The organism is Collinsella aerofaciens, from assembly GCF_040920445.1.
Taxonomy (GTDB): Bacteria; Actinomycetota; Coriobacteriia; order Coriobacteriales; family Coriobacteriaceae; genus Collinsella; species Collinsella aerofaciens_BH.
Genome location: NZ_JBCOTQ010000016.1, coordinates 25,176 through 41,736 on the forward strand (window position 1 = coordinate 25,176; position 16,561 = coordinate 41,736).

The following is a 16,561-nucleotide window of genomic DNA, read 5'->3' on the forward strand; positions in this document are numbered from 1 at the left end:
ACTAAGGAGATTCTTGTGGCAACTCAGAAATTCACCGGCGTTATCCCTCCCGTCGTTGTTCCCGATACCGAAGACCACCAGCTCGACGTTGCCTCCTTTGAGCGCAGCATCAACCGCATGATCGATGCCGGCGTCGATGGCCTGTTCTTCCTGGGCTCCTCGGGCGAGGTCGTCTTCTCCACCGACGAGCGCCGTCGTCAGATCATCGCCGAGGCCGTCCGTATCGTCGATCACCGCGTGCCTGTTCTGGTCGGCATCATCGACACCGAGACCGAGCGCATGATCGAGCACGGCAAGGTCGCTCAGGAGCTGGGCGCCGATGCGCTTGTCGCCACCTGCCCGTTCTATGCCCTGCAGGGCATGACCGAGGTCGAGGAGCACTTCCGCATCCTGCATGAGGAACTCGACCTGCCCATCTTCGCCTACGACATCCCCGTGTGCGTCCACACCAAGCTCCCCTGGAAGCTCCTTGCCAAGCTCGGCGCCGAGGGCGTTCTGGCCGGCGTCAAGGATTCCTCGGGTGATGACATTTCGTTCCGCTACCTCGTCCAGGAGAACGAGAAGAACGGCCATCCGATGAGCATTCTCACCGGTCACGAGGTTGTTGTCGACGGCGCCTACCTCGGTGGCGCCGACGGTTCCGTCCCGGGTCTCGCCAACGTTGAGCCCGAGGGCTACGTGCGTCAGTGGAAGGCCGCTCAGGCTGGTGACTGGGCTACCGTCAAGGCCGAGCAGGATCGCCTCAACGAGATTTCGCACATCTGGGATGTCACCTCGGGCGTCCAGGGCTATGCCGGTGGCGTCGGCGCCTTCAAGACCGCTATGAACCTCATGGGTATCTTCGACAGCCCGACCATGCCGCGCCCGGTGAAGGCCATGACCGGCGAGAACGTCGAGGCGATTAAGAAGGTCCTCCAGGACAACGGTCTCCTGTAAAGCTTCCCCAGGCACCCGATCTTGGGGCTCAAGTGGTCGGGCGTGACCCATTAGGTCAACGCCCGACCACTTTCACCCCAACCTCGGGCACCTGGGAAACCTTTACTGAGTTGCGGCGATAACACCGCCTTCATTTCCTGTAGTTGTTTTTATCTCCTAAGGAGAGCGACATGGAGAACAAGTACGTCTGCTCTGTCGATATCGGCGGAACTAAGATCGCGACTGCCATCATGGAGTACCCGGCTGACGGCAGCGTGCCCCATCCCGTTTTTGAGGCCGAGGTTCCTACCGAGGCCCAGGAGGGCGGCGAGGCCGTCTTCCAGCGTATCGAGGCGTCCATCAAGGCTGCTCTCGAGGCGAATCCCGATGTCGAGGTCCTTGGCGTCGGTATCGGTGCCGCTGGCGTCGTCGATCCCAAGACGGGCGCCATCGCGTATGCCAACGAGATCATGCCCGGCTGGTCCGGCGTTCAGTTGGGGCCGCGTCTGCGCGAGGACCTCGGTCTTCCCGTTGCCGTCGTAGGCGACGTGCAGGCTCATGCTCTGGGCGAGGCCCACTGGGGCGTCGGCAAGGGCAAGTTCTCCGTCTTGTGTCTTGGCATCGGTACGGGCATCGGCGGCGCATATGTCGAGAACGGCCGCGTGATGCAGGGCTTCCATGGTGCTGCCGGCCATATGGGCCACATCGAGTGCTCGGCTGCCGCCGGCATTCCCTGCGCCTGCGGGCGTTCCGGCCATCTGGAGTCGGTTGCTTCGGGCACTTCCATTGGTCGAATGTACGATGAGCGTTTTGGCCGCGTCGACCCCAGCCGTCCTTCGGTCGGTCGCGATGTGAACGACCTGTGCCGTGCGGGCGACGCAAAGGCGACCGAGGTCATCCATGACGCCGGCTTTGCGCTGGGTGCCAGCTTGGGCTCGCTCGCTAACATCCTGGACCCTGAGGTCATCGTGCTTTCGGGCGGCGTGATTCACCAAGGTTCCGATTGGCGTTCGCAGACGTGGAAGGATTCGGTGCACGAGGGCTATGCCAGCCAGGCGCTCGATCCGCTTCAGAACACACCGATCCTCATCGGTTCTCTGGAGGGCGACGCGCCGCTTATCGGTGCCGCCGAACACCTTCTTGCGTCGGTGAAGTAAACATCACTACCAAGTGCGCCTTCTGAGGTGCCGCAGATTGACGTGAAAGAGGAGCGAAGCGTACTTCGGTACGCGAGCGACGGTTTGAACGTCAAGGTGCGGTGTCTCAGAAGGCTGTTTTGAGAAAGGTTGAGTCGAACATGACCGTTGATCCTTTGATCCAGTCCCTGAAGGGCAAGCTCATCGTGAGCGTTCAGGCGTATATGGGCGAGCCGCTTCGTACGCCCGAGACCATGGCGCAAATGTCTCGCGCTTGCGAGCTCGGCGGCGCCGCCGCCATTCGCTGCCAGGGCCTTGCCGACATTGCCGCCATTAAGGGTCGCTGTGAGGTTCCCGTCATCGGCCTGTGGAAGGATGGGCACGAGGGCGTTTACATCACGCCGACGCTGCGTCACGCTCGCGCCTGCGTTGCTGCCGGTGCCGATATCGTGGCGATCGACGCCACCGATCGTCCGCGCCCCGATGGCAAGACGGTCGAGGATACCTTCCGCCCGCTGCACGAGGAGGGTGTGCTCCTGATGGCGGATTGTGCCACCATCGAGGATATTCGCCGTGCTGTTGATATGGGCTTTGACCTGGTATCCACCACGCTTTCTCACGGCGTCGCCGCCATCGACTGCACCATGGCCGATGGCCCCGACCTGCCGCTCCTGCGTCAGGCGACTGAGGAATTCCCCGGCCTTCCCATCATTTGTGAGGGTCGCGTGCATACGCCCGAGGAGGCTCGCGCCGCGATCGATGCTGGCGCCTGGGCCGTTGTCGTCGGCACCGCCATCACGCACCCCACGAGTATTACAAGTTGGTTCAAGGCTGCGCTTGAGGCGTAAGACAGACCTCGTATCCGCTCGGGGCGGTATACTCAATATAGGCAATTGACCGCGCGGGATCCGGGTTGCTGGGTCCCGCGCTTGTTTTCGGGAGGCAGCACATGCAAAAGGGAGATGCCATGGATGCGGCGGAGCGCTCGGAGCGCATCCCCGATATCGTCATCATCACCGGAATGTCCGGATCGGGCCGAACGCAGGCCATGCATGTGTTCGAGGACATGGGCTATTTTTGCATCGACAACTTGCCTCCGCGTCTGATCGCCCAGCTTGCCGAACTCGTCGGCATCAATACGGGCGTGGGCAGGCATCTTGCCGTCACCTGTGACCTGCGCAGCCAGGGCTTGTTCGATGAGCTGCTCGATGCCGTTGCCGCACTCGAGGAGCGGGAGATGAGCTGTGACATCGTGTTTCTCGAGGCCTCTGACGAGGTGCTGATCCGTCGTTATAGCGAAAACCGCCGCCGCCACCCCATTGCCAAGCCGGGGGAGACTACGGCCGATGCGATTCAGCGCGAGCGCCTGCAGCTGCAGGGTGTGCGCGATCGAGCCGATATGATTATCGATACGAGCCGCTTGCGCACTTCTGCTCTGCGCAATAAATTGCGCATGGCGTTCTCCGAGCTGTCCGACCAGCAGCTCATGGACGTTCACGTGTTCTCGTTTGGCTTTAAGCACGGCATGCCCGTCGAGGCGGACATTATGATCGACGTTCGCTTCCTGCCCAATCCGTTCTACGATCCCGAGATGCGCACCATGACCGGTCTCGATAAGAAAGTCTCTGACTTTGTTTTGGACCATCCCAAGACCCAGGAGTTCTGGAAGGCTTGGACGCAGCTGCTCGATACGGTCATGCCCGGCTATATCGCGGAGGGCAAGCCACAGCTTTCTATTGCCATCGGCTGCACGGGCGGTCAACACCGCAGCGTTGCCATCGCCGAGGCCACGGCACGTTATTTGGAAGGCGCCCAATATCACGTGAGCATTTCCCATCGCGACCTGTCGCGCGCCAACACGAAAGCATAGGTCTGCATGTCGTTTACCGCCGAGGTGCGTGACGAGCTCGCGCGCTGCGAACCCGAATGTGAATACTGCGATTTGTCGACGCTTGCCGCCCTGACGCGTGTGAGCGGTACACTTTCGCTGGCCGGCTCCGGGCGGTATCGTTTGACGGTCGCGACCGAGACGGGTGCCGTCGCGCGCACGATGATCACACTGACGCATCGCATCCTTAAGCTCAAAACGGAATTCACCGTTCGTAAATCGGTCTTGCATAAGGTCCGTAACTATCTCATTACCCTGCCCGTTCAGCCCGACCTGGACAAGGCTCTGGTGCTGCTGGGCATTCTCGACCGCAGGGGAGGGCTCGTCGCTGGTGTTCCCCGGCACATCGTTGCCCGTCCCTGCTGCAGGCTTGCCTACATCCGCGGCGCGCTCATCGCCGGCGGTTTCGTGGCCGATCCACGCGGCGATTTTCATTTGGAGATTGCGGTGCAGGGCGAGCAGTATGCCCGGGGGCTTTGCGATCTATTGGAGCAGATTGGGGTCCATGCGCGCGTTAACGCGCGGCGCGGATCCTTTGCCGTCTACATTAAGAGCGCCGAGGAGATCGAGCAGCTTCTAAAGCTGGTCGGCGCCAAGCGCAGCGTTGCCGAGATCGAGGAAGCGCGCGCGGTCAAATTGGTTAAGAACGACGTAAACCGTCGCGTGAATGCCGAGCTGGCCAATCAGACCAGAAGTGCGGGTGCCGCCCAGCATCAGCTTGCGTTGATCGATGAGCTCGAACAGCGGGGTTTGCGCGACACGCTTCCGGACGCCTTGGCGGTCTTTTGCGACCTGCGCGAGCGCTATCCTGATCTGTCACTGCGCGATCTGGGGGAGATGGCTGACCCTCCCTTGTCGAAGTCGGCCCTCTACCATCGAGTTTTGAGGCTTGAAAAGCTCATTGAAGCAAACAGGTAGTTGAGCGAAACTGCTTATATAGGGATTGAACTGCTGTTTTACTCTTTAAAACGTTTTAACGTAAATTTGATTTTCAATTTCGAGCATTCTCGTGAAATTCAAGTCAAAAAAAAGGTATATTAGGCGAGTGGTTAGTTTGTGGGCCTCAACGGCGGGCGCTGTAGCTCGCGGGGGCCTTACGAAAGGAGACACAATGGCAGTAAAGGTTGCTATTAACGGCTTCGGTCGCATCGGTCGTCTGGCTTTCCGTCAGATGTTCGGTCATGAGGGCTCCGAGATCGTCGCTATCAACGACCTCACCTCTCCCGATATGCTCGCTTACCTGCTGAAGTACGACTCCACGCAGGGCAACTACGCTCGCGATCACGAGGTCGTTGCTGGCGAGGATTCCATCACCGTTGACGGCAAGGAGATCAAGATCTACAAGGAGGCCGACGCCAACAACCTGCCTTGGGGCGACCTCGACGTCGACGTCGTTCTCGAGTGCACCGGCTTCTACACCAGCAAGGCTAAGGCTCAGGCCCACATCAACGCTGGCGCCAAGAAGGTCGTCATCTCCGCTCCGGCCGGCAGCGATCTGCCCACCATCGTGTACAACGTCAACCATGAGACGCTGACCGCTGAGGACAACATCATCTCCGCTGCTTCCTGCACCACCAACTGCCTTGCCCCGATGGCCAAGGGTCTCAACGACTTCGCTCCCATCGTGTCCGGCATCATGACCACCATCCACGCCTTCACCGGCGACCAGATGCCGCTCGACGGCCCGCAGCGCAAGGGCAACTTCCGTCGCTCTCGCGCCTGCTCCGAGAACATCGTCCCGAACACCACGGGCGCTGCCAAGGCCATCGGCCTGGTTCTCCCCGAGCTCAACGGCAAGCTCATCGGTGCCGCCCAGCGCGTCCCGACGCCGACCGGCTCGCTGACCAACCTCTACGCCGTCGTTGACAAGAAGGTCACCGTCGACGAGGTCAACGCTGCCATGAAGGCCTACGCCGAGACCATCCCCGATACCTTCGCCTACAACGAGGACCAGATCGTCTCCCGCGACATCGTCGGCGAGACCCACGGCTCCATCTTCGACGCCACGCAGACCATGTGCTCTGACCTCGGCAACGGCCAGACCCTCGTTCAGGTCACCTCTTGGTACGACAACGAGAACTCCTACACCTCTCAGATGGTCCGCACCATCAAGTACTTCGAGAAGTTCGTTGCTTAATTTAGCTTTTAGCGAATAGCTCGTTGAGCGTCTAAAGAAGGGCGCGGCCTTATAGGGCTTACACCCTAGGGTCGCGTCCTTTTTATAAGAAATCGTCTGCCGTAATGGAAGGCAGACACGTACGAAAGGTAGAAGCAAACATGGCCTTTACCAAGAAGACCGTCCGCGACATCGATGTCGACGGCAAGCGCGTTCTCGTCCGCGTTGACTTCAACGTGCCTATCAAGGATGGAGTCGTTGGCGACACCACCCGTATCAAGGCTGCCCTGCCCACCATCAACTATCTCGTTGAGCACAACGCTCGCGTCATCCTCATGAGCCACCTCGGCCGTCCCGATGGCACCGGCTTCCAGCCCGAGCTGTCCCTCGAGCCCGTCGCCAAGAAGCTCGCCGAGCTCTCTGGTCTCGACGTTGCCTTTGTCGCAGACACTTACGGCGAGAAGGCTGCCGAGGCCGTCGCTGCCGTCGAGCCGGGCAAGGTTCTCGTTCTCGAGAACGTCCGCTTCGATAAGCGTGAGAAGAAGAACGACCCCGAGATCGCTAAGAAGCTCGCTTCCTATGGTGACGTCTTCGTTCTCGATGCCTTCGGCACCGCTCACCGCGCCCAGGGTTCCGTCGTGGGCCCCGCCGCTTACCTGCCTGCCGTCGCTGGCTTCCTGCTCGAGAAGGAGGTCGACACGCTGACCGGCATTTTCGCCGAGCCCGAGCGCCCCTTCGTCGCTATCGTCGGCGGTTCCAAGGTTTCCTCCAAGATCGGCGTTCTCGATCACCTCATCGACTCCGCTGACACCCTGATTATCGGTGGCGGCATGGCCTACACCTTCTTCCTGGCTCAGGGCCTGTCCGTTGGCCAGTCCCTCAAGGAAGAGGACTGGGTCGAGCGCGCCGGCGAGATGCTCAAGAAGGCCGAGGAGAAGGGCGTCAAGATCCTGCTCCCCATCGACAACCGCGTTGCCGATCACTTTGGCGAGGACGCTGTCCCCGAGGTTGTCGCTTCCGACGCTATCCCCGACGATCGTGAGGGTATGGACATCGGCCCCAAGACCGAGGAGCTTTACGCCGAGGCCGTCAAGGGTGCCAAGACCGTGTTCTGGAATGGCCCCATGGGCGTCTTCGAATTCGATAACTTCGCTCACGGCACCCAGGCTATCGCCGAGGCTGTCGCCGAGGCTGACTGCACCTCGATCATCGGCGGTGGTGACTCTGTCGCAGCTGTCAACAAGTTCAACCTGGCCGACAAGATGAGCTGGATCTCCACCGGTGGTGGCGCTTCCATGGAGCTCGTCGAGGGTAAGGCCCTGCCCGGAGTGGAGGCGCTTCTCGATGCCTAATCGCACCCTTCTTATCGCTGGTAACTGGAAGATGAACAACGACGTCGCCGAGGCCGCCAAGCTCGCCGACGAGCTGGCTCAGGCTCTGCCCGAGGTTCCGGCTGGCGTCGAGGTGCTCGTCTGCCCTCCGACCATCGACATCACCACGGTTCATGACCGCATTCAGGCTGCCCCCATCGCCCTCGGTGCACAGAACGTGTACTGGGAGGCCAAGGGTGCCTTCACCGGTGAGTCTTCTTGCGACATGCTCAAGTCCGCTGGCTGCACCTACTGCATCATCGGTCACTCCGAGCGTCGCGACTACTTCCACGAGACCGACGAGGACCAGAACAAGAAGGCTAAGGCTCTCGTTGCCGCCGGTCTTGTTCCCGTCTTCTGCTGCGGCGAGTCCCTTGAGGTCCGCGAGGCTGGCACCTATGTCGAGCACGTCGTGAACCAGGTCAAGGCTGGCCTTGCTGGCCTTGAGATCACCTGCCCCAAGCAGGTCGTCGTCGCCTACGAGCCCATCTGGGCCATCGGCACCGGCAAGACCGCTACCGCCGAGGACGCTCAGGAGGTCTGCGGCGCTATCCGTGAGACCCTCAAGGAGATGTTCGGCGAGGAGCTCGCCAACGGCATCCGCGTTCTCTACGGCGGTTCCGCCAAGCCCGGCAACATCGCCGAGCTCGTCGCCAAGCCCGACGTTGACGGCGCCCTCGTGGGCGGCGCTTCGCTCAAGGCTGCCGACTTCGCCTCTATGGTCGTCAAGGCAGGCGAGTAGGACATATGGCACAGCGTCATCTTCCTGCACTCCTGATCATCATGGATGGTTGCGGCCTTGCTCCGGCCGATGGCGAGAACGCCGTCGCCGCTGCCAAGACGCCCTTCCTTGATAGCCTGTACGAGAAGTACCCCCACACCACGCTCGGCGCTTCGGGCGAGGACGTGGGTCTTCCCGATGGCCAGATGGGTAACTCCGAGGTGGGTCACCTCAACATCGGTGCCGGACGCATCGTGTTCCAGGAGCTTTCGCGCATCAACAACGCCATCAAGGACGGCTCCATCGCCAAGAACGAGGTTTTTGTCAAGGCTATGGACGACGTCAAGGCTGACGGTAAGACTCTCCACCTCATGGGCCTTATGAGCCCGGGCGGTGTTCATTCTCACATGAACCACGTCGAGGCTCTGGTCAAGATGGCTGCCGAGCACGGTGTCAAGACTGTTCGCGTCCACGCCTTCATGGATGGTCGCGACGTTGACCCGCAGTCCGGTGCCGGTTACATGAGTGAGTTCTGCGCCTTCCTGGCTAAGATCTCCGAGGAGACCGGTTGCGACGCTCGCGTTGCCACTGTCTCGGGCCGTTATTGGGCCATGGACCGCGATAATCGTTGGGAGCGCATCCAGCGCGCCTACGACGTCATGGTCAACGCGTCCGATGCTGATACCGACCCCGTTGCCGGTATCAAGGCCTACTACGAGAAGGATCCGCGCGGCGACGAGTTCGTCGAGCCCTTCGCTGCCCACAACGAGGGCATCCACGAGGGCGACGCGGCTATCTTTTTCAACTTCCGTCCCGACCGCGCTCGTCAGATGACCCGCGTGTTCACGGACAAGGAGTTCGACGGCTTTGAGCGCGAGCAGATCAAGCTTTCTCACTTTGTGACGATGACCGAGTACGATCCGACGTTTGACGTCGAGGTCGCCTTCCCCAAGACGTTCCCCGAGAACGTCCTGGCCGACGTTATCGCCGCCAATGGCCTGAAGCAGCTGCACACCGCCGAGACCGAGAAGTACGCCCACGTGACGTTCTTCCTCAACGGCGGCATCGAGGAGCCCAAGGAGGGCGAGGAGCGCGTGCTCGTCGCTTCCCCCAAGGTCGCTACCTACGATCTGCAGCCCGAGATGAGCGCTCCCGAGGTTACCGAGAAGCTTGTCGCCGCCATCAACGAGGATCGCGCTGATTTCTACATCGTGAACTTCGCGAACTGCGACATGGTTGGTCACACCGGTGTCTTCGACGCCGCCGTTAAGGCCGTCGAGGCTGTTGACGATGCCCTGTCCAAGGTTGTCCCGGCGATTCTCGCCAAGGGCGGCTTTGCGCTGATTACCGCCGACCACGGCAACGCCGATCACATGTTTGACGTTGCTTCCGACGGTTCCAAGCATCCGTTTACGGCTCACACCACCAACCGCGTGCCGTTCATCATCGTTGATGAGAAGGCCAAGCTCACCGGTATCGAGGACGGCCGTCTTTCCGATATCGCTCCGACCATGCTCACCATGGCTGGTATTGAGCCTTCCGCCGAGATGACGGGCCGCGTGCTCGCCACCGAGGCCTAAGAGAAAACAAATACCGTTTTCTAGTAAGGGGGTTGTCCACAACCGGACAACCCCCTTTTTGGTATTTCTGCCATTTCCACCCCGTCCTTGAGTGGCAGGTAGGGGAGAGCGGGGGATTGTGGTACAGTACTGGAGTTTGAACTGTTCTATTAAGGAGCTTATCTATGGGTCCGTTCCAGATTCTTCTGTTTGTCGTTTGGGCTGTCTCTGCCGTGGCGCTGACGATTCTCGTCCTGATGCATTCCGGTAAGGGCACCGGCGTTTCGGATATGATCGCTAGCTCGTTGTACAACTCCAGCTCTGCCACGGGCGTCATGGAGCAGAACCTCGATCGCTTGACGGTAATTATGGCCGTTGTTTTTGCCGTGTGCGTCGTCCTGTGCATGTTCTTCTTCCCGCAGGGTATCGTCGGCTACTAAGCATCGGCGTATATACGATTTCAATGGGTCTCGCAGGTGCGGGACCCTTTTTGTTTACATATTTGTAACAGAGTCAAAATATCCCCACATACTTCGCCCAACTAAAGAAATTCTCGACCGTTAACCGGAATTAGCCCCAAATCGTGCATAAAATGCGCTACTGTATTGCGAAACGTTGGTCCGTTGTGCATAACCAGCCATAGCAGCGGGCGGCGTTTTGATGGTTCGGATCGGATTGTCTCGACATATGTCCGACTGAACATTTCTTTGTCCTATCTCATAAGGAGGATGGCATGGCTGATTCTATGTTCCACCAGCCCGTTATGGGTCGTCGCGCCTTTGTTGGCGGCACCCTCGCTGCGAGCTCCATGGCTTTTCTTGCCGCATGCGGCAAGAAGGGCGGCGACGCTTCCGGTTCTGAGTCCGGTTCGACGCTGAACTTCTACATCAACAACCCGGTCTGCATCGACCCCTACAATGTCCAGGAGGACCAGGGCACTCAGGTCGAGTACCAGCTCTTTGACGCTCTGACCTCTTATGACGCCGAGAAGGGCGAGATCGTTCCGCTGGCTTGCGAGTCCTTTGAGGCCAACGACGACGCCACCGAGTTTACCTTCAAGATCAAGAAGGCCAAGTTCCACAACGGTGACGACGTTACCTCCAAGTCCTTCAAGCTCGGTTGGGAGCGTCTGGTCAACACCAAGTCGGCCATCGCTACCGAGTACGGCCCTTCCGAGGTCTCCTATCACCTTTCCATGGTCGAGGGCTATGACGACCTGCTTGCCGGTAACGCTACTGAGCTCAGCGGTGTTACCTGCCCCGACGATGAGACCCTCGTCGTCAAGCTGTCTTCCGCTTACGCCGACTTCCCCTTCGTCGCCTCTCACCCGGCTCTGGCCCCGGTTCCCGAGTGCGCCGAGTCCGATGTCAAGAGCTTCTACCTTGCACCGGTCGGTAACGGCCCGTTCATGATGGACGGCAAGTGGGAGGATGGTCAGGAGATCAACCTCAAGAAGTTCGACGATTACTATGGCGACAAGGCCAAGATCGATGGCATCCACTTCCAGGTCATCAAGGACATGGAGACCGCTTACAAGGAGTTCCAGGCCGGTAACCTCGATGTCTGCGACGTTCCCGTTGCTCAGATCGACGCTGCCAAGAAGGATCGCGGCGTGTCCAAGGACGGCTACACCATGGGTGACGGCGAGCGCATGCTGCTCGGCGCCGAGCCTTCCACCTACTACCTGACCTGCAACAACACGGCCGAGCCGTTCAACAACGCCGACCTGCGCAGGGGTATCTCCCTGGCCATCAACCGTGAGGCCATCTGCAAGACCATCTTCAAGGGCACCCGTACCCCTGCCGACGGCATTGTTCCTCCGGGCATCGATGGCTACAAGGAGGGCGCATGGGAGTTCTGCGCTTACGACGTCGACAAGGCTAACGAGTACCTCGACAAGGTTGCTCCCGCTGGTGCTAACGGCGATCGTGGCATTAACGTGACTCTGTCCTACAACCAGGACGGTGGCCACAAGGAGATCATGGAGTCCATCATCGGCGACCTCGCCAAGGTTGGCGTTACCGCTGTCTCCGATACCCCCGAGTGGTCTGCCCTGCTCGAGCAGTATCAGAACTTTAACTATCAGTTCGGTCGTCTGGGCTGGATTGCCGACTACCCGATCATGGACAACTTCCTGTATCCGCTGTTCCACTCCGACTCCCTCGGTGGCGACAACCGCTCTGGTTACAACAACCCCGAGTTCGACGCCAAGGTCGACGAGGCCCGTACCACGGTTGACGACGAAGAGCGCGTCGCTAAGATGCAGGAGGCCGATGCAATGGTCGCTGCCGACTGCCCGGTCATCCCGGTGATGTTCTACACGCACACCATCGCCGGCTCCGATCGCATCAAGCACCTCTATGTCGATCCGCAGAAGCACGCCGATCTGGGTACCGCTGAGCTCGCCTAAGAGTTTGCAGCTTCCGTGAGGGTCAAGTATTTACGTAGACCTCATGGGAAACATACAGTTCTCCCTAACCTGGGGTAAACTGGCTGATGGTAATTTTGGGATGCCGGTCTGGCGATCGGCATCCCATTTAGGTTAATCCCTAGATAGGGGAGTGGTATGGGTAAGTACATCGTTAAACGTGTGCTTCAGTTCATCCCGGTGTTTTTGGGCGTTACGCTGATTTTGTTCGCCCTCCAGAATATCGTGCCGGGAGATCCGATCAAGCTGATCGGTGGAGACAAGGCTCTGTCCCCCGAGGTGGAGCTTCAGCTTCGCGTCCGCTATCACCTGGTCCAGTCGGACGAGGACGGCAACGCGATCCTTGACGAGAACGGCGACCCCGTTCAAACGTCGCTCGTGGACCGTTACTTGTATTACATGAACGGCCTGCTTCATGGCGATCTGGGCAATTCGTATCAGCGCAAGCTGCCGGTTGCGGAAATCTTTGCCCAGAAGTATCCGTATACGGTCAAACTTGCCGCGTGCGCCATCGTGCTCGAGGCAATCATGGGTATCGGTGCGGGTATCATTTCGGCGGTAAAGCGTTATTCCTTCTGGGATATTTTGGTAACGCTCACCACGTCGATCCTCGTTGCCGTCCCGGCCTTCTGGCTCGGTATGTTGCTGCAACTGTTCTTTGGCGTCATTCTCAAGGACGCCACGGGCGGTGCATTCTCCATGCCGATCTCGGGTGCCGGCGGTGCCAGCTCTCAGTATCAGGATTGGATGCACTATGTGCTTCCGACCATTACGCTGGCTTCGGTTTCGACCGCTTATGCTGCCCGCATTATGCGCTCGCAGCTGCTTGACGTCATGAACCAGGATTACATTCGTACGGCAAAAGCCAAGGGTCTCTCCAATCGCGCGATCATCATCAAGCATGCGCTTAAGAATGCACTCATCCCCGTCGTTACCTATATTGGTGTCGACTTTGGCGGCATGCTTTCGGGCGCCATCCTGACCGAGACGGTCTTCAACTGGCCCGGTATCGGCTATGAGGTCTATCGCGCCATTAGCATGCGTGACTGGCCCATCGTTATGGGCGGCGTTACGCTCATCGTCGTCGTCGTCATGGTGATCAACCTGCTCGTCGACATTAGCTATGCATTCCTCGACCCGCGCATCCGCCTTGGCGGTCCGTCGGATAAGGCCTAAGGGAGGTACGTCTCATGCAGGAAACTGATTCTCAGTCTCAGGAGCAGGCTACCGCCACCAAGGCCGCATCTGCTCCCGCCAAGTCCCGCACGCTGTGGGGCGACGCTTTTAAGCGTCTTCGTAAGAACAAGCTCGCCGTTATCGGTGTCTGCTGGATCATCATCGTCGTTGTGGTTGCCCTGACCGCAGATCTGTGGGCTAAGCCCTGGCTCGGTTCGCCGACGGCTTCCGACTCAACCACCATGGCCCAGACGTCGCTGATGGCTCCGTGTGCAGAGCACCCGTTTGGCACCGACGCCCTTGGTCGTGACATTCTCGTCCGCGTTATCTACGGTGCACGTGTTTCGCTTTCCGTCGGTATTATGGCCACTGCGATCTCCACGGTGATTGGTCTGGTCATGGGTGCCCTAGCCGGTTTCTACGGCGGCATCTGGGATACGATCATCATGCGCTGCGCGGATATCTTCCTGGCATTCCCGTACGTGCTTTTCGTTGTCGCCATGATCGCCGTTATCGGCCGTGGTCTTCAGAACGTCTTTTTTGCCATCGGCATTCTCGGCTGGCCTTCGATTGCGCGCGTCTTCCGCTCTGCAATCTTGACGGTCAAGGAAAACGATTATGTTGACGCTGCGCGCGCGATGGGTGCATCTGATGCTCGTATCGTCGTGCGTCACATCTTCCCGAACTCCGTCGCCTCCATCGTGGTCTACGCGACCATGAACATTGGTGGCGCCATTCTGACCGAGTCCGCTCTGTCCTTCCTCGGCATGGGCGTTATTCCGCCTACGCCTTCGTGGGGCTCCATGATTCAGGACGGTCAGCAGTATCTTCTGACTGCCCCCTGGATGATGATCATGCCCGGTCTGGCAATTCTCTCGACGGTGCTCGCCTTCACCCTGCTGGGTGACGGTCTGCGCGACGCCCTCGACGTCAAGATGAAGGACGCATAAGGATGAAGAAGAACAAGAACTATGTGGACCTGAAGGACCAGCCGGTTCCCGAGGGCCAGCATCTGCTCGAGGTCGATGACCTTAAGATGTATTTCCACACCGAGGATGGCGTTGTTCGCGCTGTCGACGGTGTCTCCTACACGCTCGATCGCGGCGAGACCCTGGGCGTCGTCGGTGAGTCCGGCTCCGGTAAGTCCGTGACCGCCATGACCATCATGGGTCTTATCTCGATGCCTCCGGGAAAGATCGAGGGCGGCGACGTTCGCTATCGCGGTCGTTCTATCCTCGAGATGACCGAGGAAGAGATGCAGCACATTCGCGGTAACGACATCGCGATGATCTTCCAGGATCCTATGACCTCCTTGAACCCGGTCTATAAGATCGGCAAGCAGGTGGGCGAGGGTCTTCGTCTGCACCGCGGCTACTCCAAGCAGGAGGCGCTCAAGCGTGCCACCGAGCTTTTGGACCTCGTTGGTATTCCCGAGCCCGAGAAGCGCGTCAATGAGTATCCGCACCAGTTCTCTGGCGGTATGCGTCAGCGCGTCATGATTGCCATGGCTCTTGCCTGCGATCCCGATATTTTGATTGCCGACGAGCCCACGACTGCCCTGGACGTTACCATTCAGGCTCAGATTATTGAGCTTATGCAGGAAATGCAGGAGAAGAACGGCAACGCCATCATCATGATCACCCATGACCTGGGCGTTGTCGCTGATATGGCCGACAAGATTATGGTTATGTACGCCGGCCGTCCCGTCGAGTTCGGTACTGCTGAGGAAATCTTCTACGAGAGCCGCCACCCCTACACCTGGGGCCTTATCCGCTCCATCCCGGAGCAGGCCATCGATGAGAAGAAGCCGCTTACGCCGATTCACGGCAACCCGCCTTCGCTCATGAACCTGCCCGAGGGCTGCGTGTTCTCGCCTCGTTGCCCCTATGCGACGGATAAGTGCCGCAAGCAGCGCCCCGAGCGTTTTGTTACCGAGTCTGGTCACTATTCTGCGTGCCACTACGCTGGCGACCCCGAGTTCCTCAAGAACGCTCCTGTGACGTCCCGTACGCGCAAGGATTCCAAGAAGGGAGGCGAGGCGTAATGGCAGATACCAACGAGCGTACTCCGCTGCTGAAGGTCGAGCACCTCTCTAAGGAGTTCCCCGCTGAGTCCGGCATGTTCGCCAAGCGCTTCTCCAAGCGTGTCGTCTCTGCTGTAAATGACATCTCTTTTGAGATTTATCCTGGCGAGACCTTCGGTCTGGTTGGCGAGTCTGGTTGCGGTAAGTCCACCACGGGCCGTACTATCATGCGCCTGACCAAGCCGACCGCCGGTAAGGTGTTCTTCCAGGGTAAAGATGTTGCCGAGATGAGCAAGCATGAGATCAAGGACATGCGTCGCGAGATGCAGTTTATCTTCCAAGATCCTTATGCTTCGCTCAACCCTCGTATGACCATCGGTGAGATCGTCTCCGAGCCCATGACCATTCACGGCGTGGGCACCAAGGAGGAGCGCATTGACCGCGTCCGCGAGCTTCTCGACGTTGTCGGACTGAACCCCGAGCACATCAACCGTTATCCTCATGAGTTCTCCGGCGGTCAGCGTCAGCGTGTCGGCATCGCCCGCGCGTTCGCTTTGAAGCCCAAGCTGATCATCTGCGACGAGCCGGTTTCCGCTTTGGATGTGTCCATTCAGGCCCAGGTTCTGAACCTGCTAAAGGAACTCCAGGACAAGTTCGGTACCGCGTATCTGTTTATCGCTCACGACCTGTCCGTCGTGCAGCACATTTCCGATCGCGTTGCCGTTATGTATCTGGGTAAGATGGTTGAGGTTTCGGACTGGAAGACGCTCTATAGCGAGCCTCACCATCCGTACACGCAGTCGCTGCTGTCTGCCGTGCCGGTTCCCGATCCGGATATCCAGAAGACCCGTAAGCGCATCATCCTCGCCGGCGATCCGCCGTCACCGCTGGATCCGCCGACCGGCTGCCGTTTCCACACGCGCTGCCCGATCGCTCAGGGCATCTGCTCCGAGAAGCTGCCTGAGTTTAAGGAAGTCGCTCCGGGCCACTGCTGTGCCTGCCACTTCGCGGAGCCGTTCCCGATCAAGGAATCGCACATCGACCTGTAGTCGGTTGTTTGTCCGGGCCCGCCCTGGTGTTACTTTTCAGAACGTCCTCGGACATGCAAGAAACCCCCGCTGCGCACTTCGTGCGGCGGGGGTTTCTTGCGTCCTGACGCTCCTATTTGGCAAGGTGTTTTTTAGAATCCATTTTGCGCTCGGCCTCGAAGGCCTGCCTGTCCCAATCGA

Annotated in this window: 15 protein-coding genes; all 15 read left to right on the top strand. The window is 59.4% G+C overall.

What is annotated here, in order from left to right; genetic code table 11:
• Positions 1-15 precede the first annotated feature (15 nt).
• The 15 genes from AB5405_RS04055 to AB5405_RS04125 all read left to right on the top strand — a co-directional run bounded on the left by AB5405_RS04055 (position 16) and on the right by AB5405_RS04125 (position 16,381).
• Positions 16-936, top strand: coding sequence for a dihydrodipicolinate synthase family protein (locus tag AB5405_RS04055; RefSeq protein WP_035138887.1), 921 nt, complete (start codon positions 16-18; stop codon positions 934-936).
• A gap of 170 nt (positions 937-1,106) precedes the next feature.
• On the top strand, positions 1,107-2,072 hold the full coding sequence (locus tag AB5405_RS04060) for an ROK family protein (protein ID WP_368137690.1): 966 nt from the start codon (positions 1,107-1,109) through the stop codon (positions 2,070-2,072).
• 140 nt (positions 2,073-2,212) lie between these two features.
• Complete coding sequence (locus AB5405_RS04065) at positions 2,213-2,899, top strand: N-acetylmannosamine-6-phosphate 2-epimerase (RefSeq protein ID WP_368137691.1); 687 nt, start codon at positions 2,213-2,215, stop codon at positions 2,897-2,899.
• Between the two features lie 101 nt (positions 2,900-3,000).
• Entirely contained in the window at positions 3,001-3,921 is a 921-nt protein-coding gene (gene rapZ / locus AB5405_RS04070; RefSeq protein WP_022094878.1) for an RNase adapter RapZ, read from the top strand.
• A gap of 6 nt (positions 3,922-3,927) precedes the next feature.
• A complete protein-coding gene (whiA, locus tag AB5405_RS04075) occupies positions 3,928-4,857 on the top strand; it encodes a DNA-binding protein WhiA (RefSeq protein WP_368137692.1) in 930 nt (309 codons plus the stop codon).
• Positions 4,858-5,050: 193 nt separating this feature from the next.
• On the top strand, positions 5,051-6,076 hold the full coding sequence (gap, locus tag AB5405_RS04080) for a type I glyceraldehyde-3-phosphate dehydrogenase (protein WP_006236151.1): 1,026 nt from the start codon (positions 5,051-5,053) through the stop codon (positions 6,074-6,076).
• A 140-nt stretch (positions 6,077-6,216) separates the two neighbouring features.
• A complete protein-coding gene (locus AB5405_RS04085; RefSeq protein WP_022094881.1) occupies positions 6,217-7,407 on the top strand; it encodes a phosphoglycerate kinase in 1,191 nt (396 codons plus the stop codon).
• Complete coding sequence (gene tpiA, locus AB5405_RS04090) at positions 7,400-8,167, top strand: triose-phosphate isomerase (RefSeq protein WP_022094882.1); 768 nt, start codon at positions 7,400-7,402, stop codon at positions 8,165-8,167. The genes AB5405_RS04085 and tpiA overlap by 8 nt, the downstream gene beginning before the upstream one ends.
• 5 nt (positions 8,168-8,172) lie before the next feature.
• Positions 8,173-9,726 carry a 2,3-bisphosphoglycerate-independent phosphoglycerate mutase gene (gpmI, locus tag AB5405_RS04095; protein ID WP_117877273.1) on the top strand — a complete coding sequence of 518 codons (1,554 nt, stop codon included), beginning with the start codon at positions 8,173-8,175 and terminating at the stop codon, positions 9,724-9,726.
• A 164-nt stretch (positions 9,727-9,890) separates the two neighbouring features.
• Entirely contained in the window at positions 9,891-10,145 is a 255-nt protein-coding gene (gene secG / locus AB5405_RS04100; protein ID WP_006236144.1) for a preprotein translocase subunit SecG, read from the top strand.
• 293 nt (positions 10,146-10,438) lie between these two features.
• Positions 10,439-12,115: a peptide ABC transporter substrate-binding protein gene (locus AB5405_RS04105; RefSeq protein WP_229077154.1), complete on the top strand. Its 1,677-nt coding sequence runs from the start codon at positions 10,439-10,441 to the stop codon at positions 12,113-12,115.
• Between the two features lie 156 nt (positions 12,116-12,271).
• A complete protein-coding gene (locus tag AB5405_RS04110) occupies positions 12,272-13,309 on the top strand; it encodes an ABC transporter permease (RefSeq protein WP_368137693.1) in 1,038 nt (345 codons plus the stop codon).
• 14 nt (positions 13,310-13,323) lie between these two features.
• Entirely contained in the window at positions 13,324-14,259 is a 936-nt protein-coding gene (locus tag AB5405_RS04115; RefSeq protein WP_152067641.1) for an ABC transporter permease, read from the top strand.
• A gap of 2 nt (positions 14,260-14,261) precedes the next feature.
• Positions 14,262-15,353, top strand: coding sequence for an ABC transporter ATP-binding protein (locus AB5405_RS04120; RefSeq protein ID WP_055310514.1), 1,092 nt, complete (start codon positions 14,262-14,264; stop codon positions 15,351-15,353).
• A complete protein-coding gene (locus AB5405_RS04125) occupies positions 15,353-16,381 on the top strand; it encodes an ABC transporter ATP-binding protein (RefSeq protein WP_368137694.1) in 1,029 nt (342 codons plus the stop codon). The genes AB5405_RS04120 and AB5405_RS04125 overlap by 1 nt, the downstream gene beginning before the upstream one ends.
• Positions 16,382-16,561: the final 180 nt, after the last annotated feature.

Excerpts from the sequence above, each read along its gene's own strand:
- AB5405_RS04060 (WP_368137690.1), top strand. The coding sequence starts at position 1,107 with ATGGAGAACAAGTACGTCTGCTCTGTCGATATCGGCGGAACTAAGATC.
- AB5405_RS04065 (WP_368137691.1), top strand. The coding sequence starts at position 2,213 with ATGACCGTTGATCCTTTGATCCAGTCCCTGAAGGGCAAGCTCATCGTG.
- rapZ (WP_022094878.1), top strand. The coding sequence starts at position 3,001 with ATGCAAAAGGGAGATGCCATGGATGCGGCGGAGCGCTCGGAGCGCATC.
- whiA (WP_368137692.1), top strand. The coding sequence starts at position 3,928 with ATGTCGTTTACCGCCGAGGTGCGTGACGAGCTCGCGCGCTGCGAACCC.
- gap (WP_006236151.1), top strand. The coding sequence starts at position 5,051 with ATGGCAGTAAAGGTTGCTATTAACGGCTTCGGTCGCATCGGTCGTCTG.
- AB5405_RS04085 (WP_022094881.1), top strand. The coding sequence starts at position 6,217 with ATGGCCTTTACCAAGAAGACCGTCCGCGACATCGATGTCGACGGCAAG.
- tpiA (WP_022094882.1), top strand. The coding sequence starts at position 7,400 with ATGCCTAATCGCACCCTTCTTATCGCTGGTAACTGGAAGATGAACAAC.
- gpmI (WP_117877273.1), top strand. The coding sequence starts at position 8,173 with ATGGCACAGCGTCATCTTCCTGCACTCCTGATCATCATGGATGGTTGC.
- secG (WP_006236144.1), top strand. The coding sequence starts at position 9,891 with ATGGGTCCGTTCCAGATTCTTCTGTTTGTCGTTTGGGCTGTCTCTGCC.
- AB5405_RS04105 (WP_229077154.1), top strand. The coding sequence starts at position 10,439 with ATGGCTGATTCTATGTTCCACCAGCCCGTTATGGGTCGTCGCGCCTTT.
- AB5405_RS04110 (WP_368137693.1), top strand. The coding sequence starts at position 12,272 with ATGGGTAAGTACATCGTTAAACGTGTGCTTCAGTTCATCCCGGTGTTT.
- AB5405_RS04115 (WP_152067641.1), top strand. The coding sequence starts at position 13,324 with ATGCAGGAAACTGATTCTCAGTCTCAGGAGCAGGCTACCGCCACCAAG.
- AB5405_RS04120 (WP_055310514.1), top strand. The coding sequence starts at position 14,262 with ATGAAGAAGAACAAGAACTATGTGGACCTGAAGGACCAGCCGGTTCCC.
- AB5405_RS04125 (WP_368137694.1), top strand. The coding sequence starts at position 15,353 with ATGGCAGATACCAACGAGCGTACTCCGCTGCTGAAGGTCGAGCACCTC.